General features: G+C 63.8%; 15 protein-coding genes. 14 read left to right on the plus strand and 1 reads right to left on the minus strand.

Translation table 11 applies throughout. The features are described 5' to 3' along the window. Window positions 1-267 precede the first annotated feature (267 nt). The 11 genes from BI49514_RS12930 (at window position 268) to BI49514_RS17080 (ending at window position 9174) form a co-directional block, all read left to right on the plus strand. On the plus strand, window positions 268-1545 hold the full coding sequence (locus tag BI49514_RS12930) for a helix-turn-helix domain-containing protein (protein ID WP_101546923.1): 1278 nt from the start codon (window positions 268-270) through the stop codon (window positions 1543-1545). Window positions 1546-1691: 146 nt separating this feature from the next. After that, window positions 1692-3215 (plus strand): acetaldehyde dehydrogenase ExaC, encoded by a 1524-nt coding sequence (exaC, locus tag BI49514_RS12935; protein WP_101546924.1) that lies wholly within the window; start codon window positions 1692-1694, stop codon window positions 3213-3215. Window positions 3216-3343: 128 nt separating this feature from the next. Then, window positions 3344-4363: an alcohol dehydrogenase AdhP gene (gene adhP / locus BI49514_RS12940; RefSeq protein WP_101546925.1), complete on the plus strand. Its 1020-nt coding sequence runs from the start codon at window positions 3344-3346 to the stop codon at window positions 4361-4363. 358 nt (window positions 4364-4721) lie between these two features. Beyond that, the gene (gene rplJ / locus BI49514_RS12945) at window positions 4722-5255 is read left to right on the plus strand and encodes a 50S ribosomal protein L10 (protein WP_101546926.1); all 534 of its coding nucleotides are present in this window, start codon (window positions 4722-4724) and stop codon (window positions 5253-5255) included. Between the two features lie 59 nt (window positions 5256-5314). Continuing rightward, complete coding sequence (gene rplL / locus BI49514_RS12950; RefSeq protein ID WP_101546927.1) at window positions 5315-5701, plus strand: 50S ribosomal protein L7/L12; 387 nt, start codon at window positions 5315-5317, stop codon at window positions 5699-5701. A gap of 214 nt (window positions 5702-5915) precedes the next feature. Beyond that, window positions 5916-6845, plus strand: coding sequence for a hypothetical protein (locus tag BI49514_RS12955; protein WP_244195039.1), 930 nt, complete (start codon window positions 5916-5918; stop codon window positions 6843-6845). 57 nt (window positions 6846-6902) lie between these two features. Beyond that, window positions 6903-7151 carry a hypothetical protein gene (locus BI49514_RS17065; protein WP_244195040.1) on the plus strand — a complete coding sequence of 83 codons (249 nt, stop codon included), beginning with the start codon at window positions 6903-6905 and terminating at the stop codon, window positions 7149-7151. Next, window positions 7151-7960 carry a hypothetical protein gene (locus BI49514_RS12960; protein ID WP_101546928.1) on the plus strand — a complete coding sequence of 270 codons (810 nt, stop codon included), beginning with the start codon at window positions 7151-7153 and terminating at the stop codon, window positions 7958-7960. The genes BI49514_RS17065 and BI49514_RS12960 overlap by 1 nt, the downstream gene beginning before the upstream one ends. Next, window positions 7957-8217, plus strand: a complete 261-nt coding sequence (locus BI49514_RS17070; RefSeq protein ID WP_244195041.1) for a hypothetical protein — start codon at window positions 7957-7959, stop codon at window positions 8215-8217. Before BI49514_RS12960 ends, BI49514_RS17070 begins: the two co-directional genes overlap by 4 nt. Window positions 8218-8244: 27 nt before the next feature. Continuing rightward, window positions 8245-8829, plus strand: coding sequence for a hypothetical protein (locus tag BI49514_RS17075; RefSeq protein ID WP_244195042.1), 585 nt, complete (start codon window positions 8245-8247; stop codon window positions 8827-8829). A 132-nt stretch (window positions 8830-8961) separates the two neighbouring features. Next, a complete protein-coding gene (locus BI49514_RS17080) occupies window positions 8962-9174 on the plus strand; it encodes a hypothetical protein (protein WP_244195043.1) in 213 nt (70 codons plus the stop codon). 64 nt (window positions 9175-9238) lie between these two features. Here the strand turns inward: BI49514_RS17080 and BI49514_RS12970 are convergent, their stop codons facing one another. Beyond that, a complete protein-coding gene (locus tag BI49514_RS12970; protein ID WP_101546929.1) occupies window positions 9239-10039 on the minus strand; it encodes an MBL fold metallo-hydrolase in 801 nt (266 codons plus the stop codon). Between the two features lie 99 nt (window positions 10040-10138). On the opposite strand from BI49514_RS12970, the gene BI49514_RS12975 reads away from it, so the two are divergent. From BI49514_RS12975 to BI49514_RS12985, 3 genes are all read left to right on the plus strand, one after another. Next, the gene (locus BI49514_RS12975) at window positions 10139-11167 is read left to right on the plus strand and encodes a GNAT family N-acetyltransferase (protein WP_101546930.1); all 1029 of its coding nucleotides are present in this window, start codon (window positions 10139-10141) and stop codon (window positions 11165-11167) included. A gap of 259 nt (window positions 11168-11426) precedes the next feature. Further along, a complete protein-coding gene (gene rpoB / locus BI49514_RS12980; RefSeq protein ID WP_101546931.1) occupies window positions 11427-14906 on the plus strand; it encodes a DNA-directed RNA polymerase subunit beta in 3480 nt (1159 codons plus the stop codon). A gap of 68 nt (window positions 14907-14974) precedes the next feature. Further along, window positions 14975-18847 (plus strand): DNA-directed RNA polymerase subunit beta', encoded by a 3873-nt coding sequence (locus BI49514_RS12985; RefSeq protein ID WP_101546932.1) that lies wholly within the window; start codon window positions 14975-14977, stop codon window positions 18845-18847. Window positions 18848-18858 lie beyond the last annotated feature (11 nt).

The raw sequence follows: 18858 nt of genomic DNA on the forward strand, positions 1-18858 counted from the left end.
CGAAGAAGTCGAAGAGGGAGCTCAAGCGCAAGCTCAAATGGTATCTCGCGCGTCGAGTTTTCAAGGTTCTCAACGGGCTAGAAACAATTCCCACGTCGGCTTGACAGACATAGAAGGATCGGCCCAGCAACCTCGCGCGAGGTTGCTGGGCCGCCGTCAGGTCGTTCGGGGAGTGGACGGGCTCTTGTCCACGGTCGGGTTCGCGATTAGATTATGAGCAGTTGAGGCTCTCTTCCGACACCCGCCGATGGAGGTGGACCGTCCGCCATGGATTCGACGCTGCTGCTCGAAGACACCTACCAGTGTGCCGTTCGCCGGGCACATGAGCGTCTGGCCGGTCCATCGGATCCTCTCCTCCCTGCACCATCGTCGGAGCCTGGTGTGCGAGCCTCGGTGTTGGAATCCTGGCACCGGTCTCTTGCCCGGTTGCGCGACCCGGACAGCGTGGAGGTCCAAGTCCCGTTCGAAGCCGATCGACTCGCCGAGGTGCGCCGACGCCATCCTTTCCACGCGATCATGCCGCTGCTGCGATCCCACCTCATCGAACCCGCCAAGGATGCCGGTCTGCTCGCCGCCCTCGGCGACGAACAGGGGCGATTGCTCTGGGTCGAGGGGGAGCGAGGCGTGCGGAACCGCGCCGAAGCCATGGGATTCGTCTCCGGCTCGGACTGGTCCGAAGAGGTCATGGGCACTTCCGCTCCGGCGCTGGCTCTGCGCTCGGGCCGTCCGGTGCAGGTCAGCCGCGCCGAACATTTCGCCCCCGACGTCCATTCCTGGAGCTGCAGCGCTGTCCCCGTCACGCACCTTCTGACCGGGCAGGTCATCGGCATCATCGATGTCACTGGGGGAGACGACGCTGTGTCCTCCATCGTGCTCCCGCTGCTGTCCTCGACAGCCAAGGCCGCAGGTGCCCAGCTGTCCCAGCTCTTCACCCCGCAGCAGATGCACACCGGCACCGAGGCGGCCGGAACCAGACTCACCGTGCTCGGTCCCAGCCCCGCCCTGGAAGGACCGAATGGCACCCGGATCCCGCTGACCCGCAGGCATGCCGAGATCCTGCTTCTGCTGCACCGGTATCCGGACGGCATCAGCGGAGCCGGGCTGGTGGAGCGGCTGTGGGCGGTCGGCGGCAGCGAAGTCACGGTCCGGGCGGAGATCAATCGTCTGCGCAGATCGATCGACAGCCTCGGCGATCTGCGCATCGACGCGCGCCCCTATCGACTTCGCGGGGATGTCGATTCGGATCTCGAGCGAACCGTTCAGGCGCTGGCCAGCGGTGACGCGGATTCGGCCCTCGAACAGTTCACGGGAACGGTCCTGCCGGACTCCGATGCTCCGGGGGTGCGGGAGATCGGAGCGGAAGTCGACGCACTCATGCGCGAGACCCTGTTGCAGGACGGAACCTGGCAGCAGCTGTGGCGGTTTGCGAACCTGCCGGACTTCCGTGACGACGTCGAGGTCCTTATGACCGTGCTGCGCCTGGCCCCGCCCGAAGCCGCCGAACGCAACGCCGCGGTCGTGCGTCTGGAGGCGCTGGGTCTCTGAACTCGGCGAACCCATCGCGGTTCGGTGTGCGGGACGGGTTCGACCGCCTCGGCGATTTGTTGCAACCCACATGCAACGTTGGGCTCGGTAGCGTCGTGGTCACACGGAGACTATCCGGTGGAATCAGACGCATCAAAGGAGTTGCAATGACTGTCTACGCACAGCCCGGTCAGGACGGGTCGCCCGTCACGTTCAAGTCCCGCTACGAGAACTTCATCGGCGGTCAGTGGGTGCCGCCGGTCAAGGGCAATTATTTCGAGAATCCCAGTCCGGTCACCGGCAAGACCTTCACGGAGATCCCGGCCAGCACCGCCGAGGATATCGAACTCGCTCTCGACGCCGCGCACAAGGCGGCTCCGGCCTGGGGCAAGACGGCGGTGGCCGAACGGGCCAACATCCTCAATCGGATCGCCGATCGCATCGAGGAGAACCTCGAGACGCTCGCCGTCGCCGAGACCTGGGACAACGGCAAGGCGATCCGCGAACCCCTCAACGCCGACCTGCCGCTGGCAGTCGACCACTTCCGCTACTTCGCCGGAGCGATCAGGGCGCAGGAGGGCGGACTCTCGCAGATCGACGAGGACACGGTGGCGTATCACTTCCACGAACCGCTCGGCGTGGTCGGTCAGATCATTCCCTGGAACTTCCCGATCCTCATGGGCGTGTGGAAGATCGCCCCGGCCCTGGCCGCGGGCAATGCGATCGTGCTCAAGCCCGCCGAGCAGACTCCGGCGTCGATCCTCGTCCTCGTCGAACTCATCGCCGACCTGCTGCCCGAGGGCGTGCTCAACGTCGTCAACGGCTTCGGTCTCGAAGCCGGCAAGCCGCTGGCGTCGAACAAGCGGATCTCGAAGATCGCGTTCACCGGGGAGACGACGACCGGCCGCTTGATCATGCAGTACGCCTCGCAGAACATCATCCCGGTCACCCTCGAACTCGGCGGAAAGTCGCCGAATATCTTCTTCGAGGATGTTTTGGCCAAGGACGACTCGTATGCGGACAAGGCTCAGGAGGGGTTCACGATGTTCGCCCTCAACCAGGGCGAGGTCTGCACCTGCCCGTCGCGTGCGCTCATCCAGGAATCGATCGCCGATCCCTTCCTCGAGAGGGTCGTGGCCAGGACGAAGAAGATCGTCCAGGGCAACCCGCTCGACACGGACACGATGATGGGCGCCCAGGCCTCGAACGACCAGTTCGAGAAGATCATGTCCTACCTCGACATCGGCCGTCAGGAAGGCGCCGAGGTGCTTACCGGCGGCGGCAAGGCCGAGCTCGATGGGGATCTGGCCGGCGGTTTCTACGTCCAGCCGACGATCTTCAAGGGCACGAACAAGATGCGCATCTTCCAGGAGGAGATCTTCGGGCCCGTCGTCTCGGTCGCGACGTTCTCCGACTACGCCGACGCGTTGGCCACGGCCAACGACACGCTGTACGGCCTTGGTGCCGGAGTCTGGTCGCGTGACGGCAACACCGCCTACCGGGCCGGTCGTGAGATCCAAGCCGGGCGTGTGTGGGTGAACAACTACCACGCCTACCCGGCCCATGCGGCCTTCGGCGGGTACAAGGCTTCGGGCATCGGACGCGAAAACCACAAGATGATGCTCAACCACTACCAGCAGACGAAGAACCTGCTCGTCAGCTACTCGGAGAACGCCCAAGGCTTCTTCTGACCCCAATTGCTACCCGACGGCGGCGCAGCAACCTCGCGCCAGGTAGCTGGGCCGCCGTCGGGTAGTTCTTCCACCTCAAGTTCAAGCCCCGCATCGCTTCGTGAACCATCATCACAAAGGAGAGAATTATGTCCGCAATGAAAGCTGCAGTAGTCGAGGGTTTCGGCCAGGAGCTCGTCGTCGGGGACAATGCGATTCCCGACCCCGGCCCGGGCCAGGCCTTGGTCAAGCTCGTCGCCTCCGGCGTCTGCCACACCGATCTCCACGCCGTCCATGGTGATTGGCCGGTCAAACCGAAGGTGCCGCTCATCCCGGGACACGAAGGAGTCGGCATCGTCGAAAAGGTCGGCGAGGGCGTCACCGATGTCGAGGTCGGACAGATGGTCGGCAACGCTTGGCTGTGGACCGCATGCGGGACCTGTGAGCACTGCCGTCAGGGATGGGAGACCCTCTGCGAATCCCAGGTCAACGGCGGCTACGGCGTCGACGGCTCCTTCGGTGAGTACATGCTCGTCGATACGAAGTTCGCCGCCATTGTCCCCGACGATGCCGATCCCTATGAGATCGCCCCGGTCCTCTGCGCCGGCGTCACCGTGTACAAGGGACTCAAACGCACCGAGGTGAAGCCGGGCCAATGGGTCGTCATCTCCGGAATCGGCGGACTCGGACACATCGCCGTCCAGTACGCTGTCGCTATGGGCATGCGCGTCGTCGCCGTCGACGTCGCCGACGACAAGCTGGCGCTGGCGAAGAAGCACGGTGCCGAAATCACCGTCAACGCCTTCGCCGAGGATCCGGCCGAGATCATCCAGGACAAGATCGGCGGCTCACACGGAGTCCTCGTCACCGCCGTCCACCCCGCGGCGTTCGGTCAGGCAATTGGAATGACTCGCCGAGGCGGCACCATCGTCTTCAACGGACTGCCGCCCGGTGACTTCCCGGCACCGATCTTCGACATCGTGCTCAAGGGCCTGACGATCCGCGGTTCGATCGTCGGCACCCGACAGGACATGGTCGAGGCGTTGGAATTCTACGCCGCCGGCAAGATCCACCCGACGTTCACGAAGCGACCGCTCGAGGACATCAACGCGATCTTCGATGAGATGGAACACGGCAAGATCGACGGCCGCGTCGTCATCGAATACTGACGAACCTGCACACCCGCGCCCTAAAACTACCTGACGGCGGCGCAGCAACCTCGCGCCAGGTTGCTGCGCCGCCGTCAGGTAGTGTGGGAGGGGTCTCGGTGGTCGGATTGGACTTGCCGGGACAGACTTCGTTAGACTTGAACCACCCAAGACCGTCGGTCTCTGTGGAATCATCGGAATTCGCCATCGAATCCCGGTGCCCGCAGACGAAGACTCCTAGTGAGTGACCCGCGCAGGTGAGCTCGAAATACTTCCGTAGGATTCCTTTTGGAATCGACGGCCAAGCGTTTCACGCCTTCCTGCGTGGAGCGCTTTTTCTGTTGTCGGGACAGACCGGACGACTTATGAAAGGAACACCATGGCGAGGCCAGACAAGGCAGCCGCAGTCGAGGAGATCAAACAGCAGTTTGAGAACTCCGACGCTGTGTTGCTGACCGAGTACCGCGGTCTCACCGTCGCGCAGATGAAAGAACTGCGCGTCTCTCTCGGTGAGAACGTCAGCTACGCCGTGGTAAAGAACACGCTGACCAAGATTGCAGCCAAGGAAGCCGGAGTCGCCGGTCTCGATGAGCACCTCAATGGGCCCACCGCGATCGCGTTCGTCAACGGCGAACCACCTGAGGCTGCCAAGGCTCTGCGTAACTTTGCCAAGGCGAACGACAAGCTCGTGGTGAAGGGCGGCTACTTCGATGGAGCCGCGCTCAGCCCCGAACAGGTCAACCAGCTCGCCGACCTCGAATCCCGCGAAGTGCTGCTTGCAAAGGCAGCCGGTGCCATGAAGGCAAGCCTCCACCAGGCGGCTTACCTCTTCACCGCTCCGCTGGTCAAGGCCGTGCGCACTGTCGATGCCCTCCGCGAGAAGCAGGACGACGCTCCTGCCTCCGACGCCTGAGCATCACCACAAACCGAACCGGTCGCTGATCGTGACCAAAACAGGAAGGACTAGCCACCATGGCTAAGCTCACCACCGACGAGCTCCTCGAGGCTTTCAAGGAGCTCACCCTCATCGAACTGTCCGAGTTCGTCAAGAAGTTCGAAGAAGAGTTCGACGTCGAGGCTGCCGCTCCGGCCGCCGTCGCCGCTGCTCCTGCCGCTGGCGGAGCCGGCGAAGCCGCTGCTGAAGAGCAGACCGAATTCGACGTCATCCTCGAATCGGCCGGCGAGAAGAAGGTTCCCGTCATCAAGGAAGTCCGTGGACTCACCTCCCTCGGACTCAAGGAAGCCAAGGACCTCGTCGACGGAGCTCCCAAGGCCGTCCTCGAAGGCGCTTCGAAGGAAGACGCCGAGAAGGCCAAGGAGACCCTCGAGGCTGCCGGCGCCACCGTCACCCTCAAGTGATCTTCTGCGCAGCAGCCTGACTGCTGCATAGGCTTCGAACCCCCACGGTCCGCCGTGGGGGTTCTCTGCATTCCCACCGGGAATGTCCACTCCAACAGGAATGCCCTAGGAATGCCCTCATTCGCCGAGGATGTCCGCCCCGACCCGTGCCGATGTGACCGATTCGGGACACCGATCGACAAGGGCCGGGCAGAAGCTGAACTACCCTTGACTGGTGACTGAGACGACGAGCTACGCCCGCGCACAGCAGCAGCTGCGCGATCGCATCCGCGGAACCTGGGCGCAGCATCCCCTCTACATCGACGAGATCATCAGGCCCGGACTGACCGCGAGTCAGATCAAGGCCATTCGGCGAGCCTCACAGCAGACCGAGGACACCGGCCTCACTCACTATCTCGCGATCATTCCCGGCCCCCTGACCATGGGCTACGGCGATTGGGCGAAGTTCACCTCCGGCTTCGCCTTCGACATGCATCAGGAATCGGGGGAGAAGGAGACCCTCGTCCTCTTCAGTGAAGGCGAGACCTCCGCCCGCTCGTTCGCCTACCTCGTCACCGACAACGGACCCGTCGTCCCCACGGGTGCCCCGGAACTCATGAAGTCCAGCAGCGACGACTTCATCCCCCTCGAACTCGCCGTGCCCTACTATCTGCGGGTCCTCGTCGCTGCCGCCAAAGGCACCGAATCTCCCCAGGCACCGGATTTCGACACCCGCGACGTCGGTGACCGCGATGAGGACTACATCGAACGCTTCGGCCTCGACAACTCCGACCCCGACGCGCTCGTCTTCGGTGCCACGGCCGTCGCAGCCCTCGGTGCGCCCCTGTGGCTGCTGCATCGCCGTCATCGTTATTCCTGGCGGTCTGAGCTGACGACGAAACCCGAACTGGTCACGTCGCACAAACTGAAGAAGGCCGTCACCGAGGCGGCCGCCCCGATCCCCGAACCCGACCATCCCGATGACGACACGTGGGCCCTGCATGACCGGGGCAGACGAATCCAGGATGCGCTGGCGGCTCTGACCGCGGCCCACCCGGATTGGGCAGAATCTGTCGACTTCGCCCACCGCAACGGCGTGTTCGTCCTCGTCGCCCTCGACCGTTGGCTGCGCCGACAGCTGCGCAGGCGCTCCAGCCGAGTCTAAGACGAACCGCGCTTCTGCTTTCTCTTCCCGCATCATCGCAAGGACATTGAGGACCATGTGCTCAAACAGTCGGGCCGCAGCCTCACCGTAGGGCTGTGCGCCGACTGTCGTCAGGAGCTGGCGACCGGCCACGACCCGGAACGACTGATGGTGCCCAAACGTCCCGGCTCCACCCGTGCAGTTCCGTACTTCCAGCGCGATGACGCCTACGCGCTCTCCGGTTTCGGAAGCTTCCAACCTCTCGACGAGGCGGTGCTGGATGGAATGAGTCCACAGCGCTCCGCCGCTGTCGGAAGGAGCCGATGATGGCCGCCGGAAGCGTGCGTTCGAACACCCCACTCGACTGGCTCATCGCCGTCGTCGCGGTCGCCGCAGTGTCGATCGGCGCCACTCTGCTGAGCATACATCTGTTCGATCAGGCGAAGGCCGAGAGGATCACCGCAGCCGACAGTGATGCGATCGTCGTCGACTCGATCTACGACTACCGCATCGAAGGCGCCCATGACCCGAACTACGCAACAGACCGCTACCAGGCGATCGCGACGTCCTTCGCAGCAGATCCCGTCTACTTCGACGGCTACCCGGAGTTCGAGATCGACGAGGGCGATGTCGACTCCATCCGCGCGGAGATCGCCGAGGCCGACAGCCCGATCTATGTGGCGTTCCTCAACGTTTCGGATCTCGACGATGCCGATGGAGACCTCGATCTGTTGGCGGCTCGGATCGTCACCGAGATGAATGACCCCGAGGCTGCAGTGCTCACGGTCGATGCCACCGGCCGCATGGGACTGGCGGAGAAGGGCCTCATCCGACCTTCGCTGCTGACTCTGTCGGGGGACTTCGACGACAGCGACTCCGATGGCGCGCTCGCGGGAGTGCGTAAGATCAGTGCTGCCGAGACCGAGGATGTCGAATCGCGCTACTCGCACCGTCACGATGACGACGGGAACCCGGAGGTGACCTCCGAGGACACGACGAAGGACCCGCACCCGCTGTCGTACAGCACCGGCGGCGCTGTGGCCGGAGCCGTCTTCGGCATCCTCGTCGGCGGGGGAATCGGCGTCGGAACATACTTCATCCGCCGCGCACTGAAGAAACGGACAGCGAAGCAGTGACCCAACAGGCCCAGACGATCGCCGAGGCGCTCAACACCGATCCGGTCTACGTGACGAATGCCGCGAAGGGGGAGACCAACGAAGCGCTGCTGCAGAAGGCGGAGACGAAGATCGACAGCCTCGACTTCGACGTCTTTGTCATCGTCACCGGAGGCGACGGTGCCGATAGGGATCTGCTCGAGCAGATCGAGGTCTTCAACGGTGATGAGGGTGCGTTCATCATGATCGATACGAACACCGACCTCGCTGTCGACTGAACCTTCGAGGACCAGCACGATCTGCAGATGCAGGTGATGGAGCAGATGTCCGTCGGGCGCGAACAATGGAGCCACAGCACTCCGTCGCAGACGAAGCTGAACATGCTCCTCGACCTCTACGCCGATCCGCAGGAAGCATCCGAGTACGCAACCGGACAGAAGGCACCGGGCAGCGAGGTGCAGACGGTCGACGGTTCGAACTCGACAGCCACTCTGTTCCTCGGGGGAGCGGTTCTGGTTCTGGCGCTGGTCATCGCCGTCATCTGGTTCGCCCGGTCTCGGCGAGAACGGGCGAAAGCCGCCCGCACCCGCCGTCGCTTCGAACTGCCCGCACGACTGCTCGACCGAGTCGATGACCTGCAGCGGAAGACCCTGCGAGAAGGACTGAACGAGGACACGACAGAGCTGGCCCACGAGATCACGCAGCTGCAGACCCAGGACCTCAGCACCACAGATGCCGAGGGAGTGGAAAGAGCGCTCGACGCCTACCAGATGGCCACATCCATCGTCGACGAGACCGAGGCCGAACGCATCGACCTCGCCGGGGCCATGGTGCTGCTGCGTCAGGCCGGACGCGAGATCGCCGAGGTGAAGCTGCACAGATCGACCTAGCGCGGGGCGAAGACCGGAAAATCCGATTCTGCCCGCTCTGCTGGCTCGACGAAGTCGGCAAAGACGCGGGGACTCCCGCAGAGTCTGTGCACGGTCAACCCTCTCCACGGAGAGGCGCGATCGAATCAGCTGGTGAGCACCGAGTGCAAGGGACAGTTGGCGGGAAAGAGCGTTCGCGTCCCCGTCTGCGGCAGCTGCCTGTCCGATCTGCACTCCGGCCGCGAACTGCAGTGGATCTTCGACGGCGACCGACCCTACGTCGAGGGCCGCAGCGTTTGGGCAAAGACGCGGTTCGGAGCGATCGGCGGCGATCTCGTCACCGCCCTGCACCGGCACGGCTCCTAGGGAACCGGCCGGCTGAGTCCACTCAGCCAGTGCACGTCCGACCGCTGCTCAGGCCGGTCCGGAATCAGACCAGGCGGTGCTCCCGGGGAATCGTCCGATCATGATCACCCGGCATGGAGCGGGCGGGCAGAGCCACCTCGGCGTCTCCCTGATCGACCCTCATCCCCTCGATATCGGCGAGCTGACGGGAAACGAAATCACGGTCGACCGGGACCCCGTGACCGGGAACGAAGGTCCTCGCCTCAGGAAACGACAGCAGGGTGTGCAGGCTCGATGCCCATTCGCTCAAAGAAGCATCGGCCCCGGCCTGAGGTGCATCCGCCTCTTCCACGAGGTCGCCGGTGAAGACGATGCCGAGCTCGGGCAGTCGGACGACGAGGTCGGCCGTCGAATGTCCTCCGAGCACATGGAACTCGACCGGACAGTCACCGAGGTCGAGGTGCCACACATCACCGGGTGTCGGATCGACGGGCGAGACGTCGACGATGAGGTCACCGGGATCCGTGGGAAGGCTCGACCGATATTCATCCGGGAAGTCGCCGTCCGCGACTCCGTCGAGGGCGATCCAGGCCGTGGCATCCTGATCGGCGGCGAACGATGACGATGCGTACACGGCGGTGACACCTGCGGAGACGGCTGCGGCGGCGCCGAAGAAGTGATCCCAATGATCATGGGTGATTGCGAGCTCGATCGCGCGGGGACGGCTGCCTCCGATCTCCTCGCCGAGGCGGCCCGCCCGCTCCACCAGAGGTGCGGCGGCCGCTGGGCCGGGGCCCGCGTCGACGAGCAGAGAGCGATCGGTGCCGACGATGATTCCGCAGTTGACCGCGGCCGGATCGAAGCTGAGGATACTCACTCGTGTCATGGTCGCAGTCTAGAATGTCTCTCACCGCCTGTCAGCGCGACGATGCGCGAAGGAGTCATTGCAATGCGAGGCGGCCATCAGCGACGACAGAGGCCACAGATGGAGATCACTCGGATCAGGTCCGGACACGGCGACCCGGCGGCAATCGAGGCATTGATACCCGAGCTGCTGGCTTTCGACACTGTCATCAATCGAGCATCCGGGCTGGGGGAGGACTTCGACCCGATTCCCGAGGATGTGCGGCACGCGCTGACCGGCAGGAGCGAGTACCGGACCACGCTCACATGGATCGGTCGCAACCACGGAGACATCGTCGCCAGGGGCACTGCAGACCTGCGTCTGACGAGCAACACCGACGCCGCAGAGCTCTGGTGCGCGGTCCGACCCGATCTGCGCCGACGAGGACTGGGCGCGGCCCTGCTCGAGCGGATGGAGTCCGACCTGGCGGCAGACGGACGGACCGCGCTGTCGACGTATTGTGAGATCCCGGAGTCTGCCAGAACTGCCGATCTGCGCGGGGCCCATCTTGCCGCCGAGACCGGTGCCGGGACGCTGCCGGTTTCTCTGCCGGGAGTGTCGTTCCTCAGCGCTCACGGGTACGGGCTCGCTCAGATCGAACGGTGCTCGGTCGCTCCGACCGCAACTGCGGCCGAGCTCGACCTCGGTGCCAAGGCCGACGACTACGTCATCGAGACATGGCGAGGTCCGGTCCCGGAACAGCGGCTCGAGCACATCGCACTGTGCAAGCGCCGGCTGAGCACCGACGTGCCGGGAGCAGCGAAATTCGGGGGAGAGGAGACCTGGGACGGTGAGCGGGTGAGGGCCCTCGACGCAGAGAAGGAAGCAAGGGGCGAATCCATGGCCACGGCGCTCGCCCTCCTCGACGGGGAGCCGGCGGGATACACGCAGGTCGGAAACTCGGCCGATCGGCCGACCGTCGGGTGGCAGGGCGGAGCCCTGGTGCTGAACGAGCATCGTGGCCACCGGCTCGGCGCCAGGCTCAAGATCGCCAATCATCGCAGCATCGCTGAGAACACGGCGGTCGACCGGGTGTACACCTGGAACGCCGTGGAGAATTCGTGGATGCTGGCGATCAACGATCAGGCGGGATTCGCCACGTGGGCCTGAGTGGGGATGGGGACGAAGAATCTGCACTGACTCTGTCATCTTGCCAGACTTGACCTGATGCTATAAGCTTGATATTTGCATCGTTCTGCCTGTGGTGTGCCTTCATATAGCGGTGGGCACAGCATTTCCACTCAAGTGAACCATGCCGACGCCGGGAGTCGAAATCTGACACACCCCGCATATGTCGTGGATGTCCGGACGTCGCCGGATCGAGTGGGCAGACGAAGTATCAGATGGTGAAGCACTCGGAAGGAACCAATTGGCCGCCGCCAACGACAACACCAGGACCGCTAATCCCCCCAAGAGAATTTCCTTCGCGAAGATTCGCGAGCCCCTCGAGGTTCCCGATCTGCTCGGTCTGCAGACGGACAGCTTCGACTGGCTGATCGGATCGGAGGCGTGGCAGGACCGCGTCGCTGAGGCCATCGAGATCGGGGACGACTCAGTCGCAACCACCTCGGGACTCGAAGACATCTTCGAAGAGATCTCGCCGATCGAAGACTTCGGCGGATCCATGTCGCTGTCGTTCCGCGAGCACCGGTTCGAAGCTCCCAGGTACTCGATCGATGAGTGCAAGGAACGCGATATGACCTACTCGGCGCCGCTGTACGTCACCGCCGAGTTCATGAACAACAACACGGGCGAGATCAAGAGCCAGACCGTGTTCATGGGTGACTTCCCCCTCATGACCGACAAGGGCACGTTCATCGTCAACGGCACCGAGCGCGTCGTCGTCTCCCAGCTCGTGCGTTCGCCCGGCGCCTACTTCGAATCCAGCGTCGACAAGACCACGGACAAGGACATCTTCACCGCGAAGATCATCCCGTCCCGCGGTGCCTGGCTGGAGTTCGAGGTCGACAAGCGCGACCAGGTCGGTGTTCGCCTCGACCGCAAGCGCAAGCAGTCCGTGACTGTTCTGCTCAAGGCCCTCGGCTGGTCCGAAGCGAAGATCCTCGAAGAGTTCGGCGAGTTCGAATCGATCCGCGAGACGATGGCCAAGGACACCGTCACCACGCAGGACGAAGCGCTGCTCGACATCTACAAGAAGCTGCGCCCGGCCGAGCCCGCGACCGCTGAGGCCGCTCGCAACCTGCTCAACAACCTGTACTTCAACCCGAAGCGCTACGACCTGGCCAAGGTCGGCCGCTACAAGGTCAACCGCAAGCTCGGCGTCGAAGCCCCGCTGTCGGACTCGGTGCTCTCTACCGAGGACGTCGTCGCCACCATCCGCTACCTCGTGTCTCTGCACGCCGGAGTTGACACGGCCAAGGGCACCCGCGACGGTGAAGAGGTCGAGATCAGCGTCAAGCTCGACGACATCGATCACTTCGGCAATCGCCGCATCCGTGCCGTCGGCGAGCTCATCGAGAACCAGATCCGCACCGGTCTGTCCCGGATGGAGCGCGTCGTGCGTGAGCGCATGACCACTCAGGACGTCGAGGCGATCACCCCGCAGACCCTGATCAACATCCGCCCCGTGGTGGCTGCGATCAAGGAGTTCTTCGGCACCTCGCAGCTCTCGCAGTTCATGGATCAGAACAACCCGCTCGCGGGTCTGACCCACAAACGCCGTCTCTCCGCACTGGGACCCGGCGGTCTCTCGCGTGACCGTGCCGCCATGGAAGTCCGTGACGTGCACCCCTCGCACTACGGCCGCATGTGCCCGATCGAGACCCCCGAAGGTCCGAACATCGGTCTGATCGGTTCGCTGGCGTCCTACGCCCGCATCAACCCCTTCGGCTTCATCGAGACGCCTTACCGCAAGGTCGTCGACGGTGTCGTGACCGATGAGACGCAGTACCTGACCGCCGATGACGAACTCGAGTTCAACATCGCCCAGGCCAACGCACCGCTGACCGATGACCAGCGTTTCGCTGAGGTCGAGGTCCTGGCCCGCCCGAAGGGCGGCGGCGGTGAGGCCGAGCTGGTCCAGCACGACCAGATCGACTTCATGGATGTCTCCGCACGTCAGATGGTGTCTGTGGCTTCGGCTCTGATTCCGTTCCTCGAGCACGACGACGCCAACCGCGCCCTCATGGGTGCGAACATGCAGCGTCAGGCCGTGCCGCTGGTGATGGCCGAATCCCCGGTCGTGGGCACCGGCATGGAATACCGTGCCGCCGTCGACGCCGGCGATGTCATCACCGCTGAGAAGTCCGGTGTCATCACCGAGGTCTCGGCCGACTACGTCACTGTGCTCGCCGACGACGGAACCCAGCTGACCTACAAGGCGGCGAAGTTCAAGCGGTCGAACCACGGCACCTCGTACAACCAGCGCATCCTCGTCGACGAAGGCGACCGCGTCGAGGCCGGAACCGTCCTCGCCGACGGACCGTCCACCGAGAACGGCGAGATGGCTCTGGGCAAGAACCTACTCGTGGCGTTCATGTCCTGGGAAGGCTACAACTACGAGGATGCGATCATCCTCTCGCAGCGTCTCGTCCAGGACGATGTGCTCTCCTCGATCCACATCGAAGAGCACGAAGTCGATGCTCGCGACACCAAGCTCGGTGCCGAAGAGATCACTCGGGACATCCCGAACATCTCGCCCGATGCCCTGGCCGACCTCGACGATCGCGGAATCATCCGGATCGGCGCCGAAGTCACCGACGGTGACATCCTCGTCGGCAAGGTCACCCCGAAGGGTGAGACCGAACTGACCCCGGAAGAGCGCCTGCTGCGCGCGATCTTCGGTGAGAAGTCCCGTGAGGTCCGTGACACCTCGCTGCGCGTTCCCCACGGCGAGATCGGCACCGTCATCGGTGTGCGCGTCTTCGACCGCGAGGACGACGACGAGCTCTCGCCCGGCGTCAACCAGATGGTCCGTGTCTACGTGGCTCAGCGCCGCAAGATCACCATCGGTGACAAGATGGCCGGTCGTCACGGAAACAAGGGCGTCATTTCGACGATCCTGCCGGTCGAGGATATGCCGTTCCTCGCCGACGGCACCCCTGTCGACGTCATCCTCAACCCGCACGGTGTTCCCCGTCGTATGAACATCGGACAGGTCTTCGAGGTCCACCTCGGATGGATCTCGAAGCAGGGCTGGAAGATCGAGGGCAACCCCGAATGGGCTGCCGAGCTGCCGGAGGCCGCTCGCGAAGCCGAGGCCGGCACCAACCTGGCCACCCCGGTCTTCGACGGTGCGCACGAGCAGGAGCTGCGCGGACTGCTGGATTCGACGACCCCGAACCGCGATGGGGACCGCCTCATCGATTCCTCGGGCAAGGCCCAGCTGTTCGACGGACGCTCCGGTGAGCCGTTCCCGTACCCGATCTCGGTCGGCTACATGTACATGCTCAAGCTCCACCACCTCGTCGACGACAAGATCCACGCGCGTTCGACCGGACCGTACTCGATGATCACCCAGCAGCCGCTCGGTGGTAAGGCGCAGTTCGGTGGTCAGCGCTTCGGTGAGATGGAAGTCTGGGCCCTCGAGGCCTACGGCGCCGCCTACACCCTGCAGGAGCTTCTGACGATCAAGTCCGATGACATCCCAGGCCGTGTGAAGGTCTACGAAGCCATCGTCAAGGGTGAGAACCTGCCCGACCCGGGAATCCCGGAGTCGTTCAAGGTCCTCATCAAGGAGATGCAGTCCCTGTGCCTCAACGTCGAAGTCCTGTCTTCCGACGGAGGCCATGTTGAGATGGGCGAGTCGGAGGACGAGGTCTACCGCGCCGCCGAAGAACTCGGCATCGACCTCTCCCGCCGCGAAGCACAGACCGTAGAAGAAGTCTGAGGACTTCCACTTCAACCGACACAACTTTTTGATGAACGATTCGTTCATCGCCAGGAAAGAGGATTTACGTGCCTGACGTCAATTTCTTTGATGAACTGCGCATCGGTCTTGCCACCACGGAGAACATCCGCGGCTGGTCACACGGTGAGGTGAAAAAGCCTGAGACCATCAACTACCGCACCCTGAAGCCGGAGAAAGACGGACTCTTCTGCGAGAAGATCTTCGGTCCCACCCGTGATTGGGAGTGCGCCTGCGGAAAGTACAAGCGAGTCCGCTTCAAGGGCATCATCTGCGAGCGCTGCGGCGTCGAGGTGACCCGTGCCAAGGTGCGTCGTGAGCGGATGGGCCACCTCGAGCTCGCCGCCCCCGTCACCCACATCTGGTACTTCAAGGGTGTGCCCTCGCGTTTGGGCTACCTGCTGGATCTGGCTCCGAAGGACCTCGAGAAGGTCATCTACTTCGCGGCCTACATGATCACCTCGGTCGACGAGGATTCCCGTCACCGTGATCTGCCCAGCCTGCAGAACAAGATCGATGTCGAGAAGCAGCAGATCGGCACCCGCCGTGACGCCGACATCGACCGTCGTGCCAAGAAACTCGAAGAGGATCTCGCCGCACTCGAGGCCGAAGGCGGAACCGCCCAGGCCAAGAAGAAGCTGCGCGACACCGCTGAGAAGGAAATGGACAAGCTGCGCAAGAACGCCGACCGCGAGGTCGACCGTATCGAGCAGGTGTGGGACCGGTTCAAGAACCTCAAGGTCAACGACCTCGAAGGTGACGAGAGCCTGTACCGCGAGATGTTCCACCGCTTCGGCCTGTACTTCACCGGAGCCATGGGCGCCGAAGCCATCCAGAAGCGCCTCATCGACTTCGATCTCGAAGGCGAAGCCGAGAAGCTGCGTGAGCTCATCGCCACCGGCAAGGGACAGCGCAAGACCCGTGCGCTCAAGCGCCTCAAGGTCGTCAACGCGTTCCTGACCACCGACAACAACCCCGATGGCATGGTCCTCGACGTCGTTCCGGTGATCCCGCCGGAGCTGCGCCCGATGGTGCAGCTCGATGGTGGACGCTTCGCGACCTCGGACCTCAACGACCTCTACCGTCGCGTCATCAACCGCAACAACCGCCTCAAGCGTCTGCTCGACCTCGGTGCTCCCGAGATCATCGTCAACAACGAGAAGCGGATGCTGCAGGAGGCCGTGGACTCGCTGTTCGACAACGGACGTCGCGGACGTCCGGTGACCGGACCGGGCAACCGCCCGCTCAAGTCGCTGTCGGACATGCTCAAGGGCAAGCAGGGACGCTTCCGTCAGAACCTGCTCGGTAAGCGTGTGGACTACTCGGGCCGTTCGGTCATCGTCGTCGGTCCGCAGCTGCACCTGCACCAGTGCGGTCTGCCGAAGACCATGGCTCTCGAGCTGTTCAAGCCCTTCGTGATGAAGCGCCTGGTCGATCTCAACCACGCTCAGAACATCAAGTCGGCCAAGCGCATGGTCGAGCGCCAGCATCCGCAGGTGTGGGACGTCCTCGAAGAGGTCATCACCGAACACCCCGTGCTGCTCAACCGTGCACCGACCCTGCACCGTCTGGGCATCCAGGCGTTCGAGCCGCAGCTCATCGAGGGTAAGGCCATCCAGCTGCACCCGCTCGTCTGCTCGGCGTTCAACGCTGACTTCGACGGTGACCAGATGGCTGTGCACCTGCCGCTGAGCCCCGAGGCGCAGGCAGAGGCCCGCATCCTCATGCTCTCGGCCAACAACATCCTCAAGCCCTCGGACGGCAAGCCCGTGACCATGCCTTCGCAGGATATGATCATCGGTCTGTTCCACCTCACCTCCGAGCGCAAGGGACTGGCCGGCGAGGGCCGTGCGTTCTCCGGTATGGGCGAAGCCATCATGGCTTTCGACCGCGGAGAGCTCGACCTCGGTTCGCCGATCACCATCCGCCTGGAAGACGTCGTCCCCAACGCGGACATGGAGCTCCCTGAGGGCTGGGAGGCCGGCGACCCGCTGGACGTGGCGACCACCCTGGGCCGCGCGACGTTCAACGAGTACCTGCCTGCCGACTACGCGTTCGTGAACTCCACGATCGACAAGAAGGCCCTGAGCCGGATCGTCAACCACCTCGCCGAGGAGTACCCGAAGGTCGAGGTTGCACACACGCTGGACAACTTCAAGGCCGGCGGCTTCCACTGGGCCACCCGCTCGGGCATCACCATTGCGATGTCGGATGTCGTCTCACCCGAGGCGAAGACCGAGATCATCAACGATGCCGAGGTCATCGACACGAAGGTTCAGCAGCAGTACGAACTCGGTGCACTCACCGACGACGAGCGCCGCAACGAGCTCGTCAAGCTGTGGACGGAGACGACCGAGAAGGTCGACCAGATCATGCGCACGAACTTCCCTGAGGAGAACTCGGTGCTGCGTCTGGTCGAGTCCGGTGCTTCCGGTAACTGGATGCAGGTGCGTCAGCTGGCCGGTATGCGCGGACTGGTGACGAACCCGCAGGGTGAGATCATCCCGCGTCCGATCGTCTCGAACTACCGTGAGGGACTCGCCGTGCTCGAGTACTTCATCGCCTCGCACGGTGCTCGTAAGGGTCTGGCCGATACCGCTCTGCGTACCGCTGACTCCGGCTACCTGACCCGTCGTCTCGTCGACGTCTCGCAAGATGTCATCATCCGCGCGGCAGAGGCCGAGTCGAACAAGGGCATCACCCTGCCGATCGCCGAACGCGATCACGAGGGCAACCTGGTTCCGCACGAGTACGCCGAGACCAGCGTCTACGGTCGTCTCACCGTCTCCGATGTCACCGACGCCGAGGGCAATATGCTCCTTCCGGCCAAGTCCGATGTCACCGGCGCAGTGGTGGACATGCTCGTGGCCAACGGCATCGAGGAGCTCAAGGTCCACTCCGTGCTGACTGCCGATTCCGATGCGCAGATCTCCGCCGAGCACTACGGTCGCTCGATGGCGACCGGCCAGCTCGTCGACATCGGCGAGGCCATCGGCACCGTCGCAGCACAGTCGATCGGTGAGCCCGGTACCCAGCTGACGATGCGTACGTTCCACACCGGTGGTGCCGCCGCTTCGACAGGTGATATCACGCAGGGTCTGCCGCGTGTGACCGAGCTCTTCGAAGCTCGCACACCGAAGGGCTTCGCCCCCATCGCCGAGGCGACCGGACGGGCGAAGATCGACGACAGCCGCAAGACCCGCTTCGTCATCATCACCCCTGATGACGGCAGCGAAGAGATCGAGCATGCAGTGTCCAAGCGTGCCCGTCTCATGGTCGAGGACGGTCAGCACGTCAAGGCCGGAGAGCAGCTCATCGTCGGTGCCGTCGATCCGAAGCAGGTGCTGCGCATCCGCGGACGCCGTGAGGCCGAGCGCTTCCTCGTCGAGGAAGTTCAGAAGGTCTACCGTTCGCAGGGTGTGGGCATCCACGACAAGCACATCGAGGTCATCGTGCGGCAGATGCTGCGTCGCGTGACCGTGATCGAGTCGGGCGATACGAACCTGCTGCCCGGCGAGCTCGTCGACCGCGGCCGCTACCAGGCGGAGAACCGTCGTGTGGTCGCCGAAGGCGGCCAGCCGGCATCGGCTCGTGACGAGCTGATGGGTATCACGAAGGCTTCGCTGGCCACCGAGTCGTGGCTGTCGGCCGCGTCCTTCCAGGAGACCACTCGCGTCCTCACCGAGGCGGCCATGGAAGGCAAGTCCGATACGCTCATGGGGCTGAAGGAGAACGTCATCCTCGGTAAGCTCATCCCTGCCGGCACCGGCCTGCAGACCCACCGCAACCTCGTGGTGGAGCCGACCGAAGAGGCCAAGGCCGAGATGTTCACCAACAGCTACGGCGACTTCTACGCGGGCATCGGAGCCGATTCCGGTTCCGCCATCCCACTGGAGGACTACGACTACGGAGCGTTCAGCTGATCAGCTGATCT

The sequence above is a fragment of the Brevibacterium iodinum ATCC 49514 genome, assembly GCF_900169265.1.
GTDB classification, from domain to species: domain Bacteria; phylum Actinomycetota; class Actinomycetes; order Actinomycetales; family Brevibacteriaceae; genus Brevibacterium; species Brevibacterium iodinum.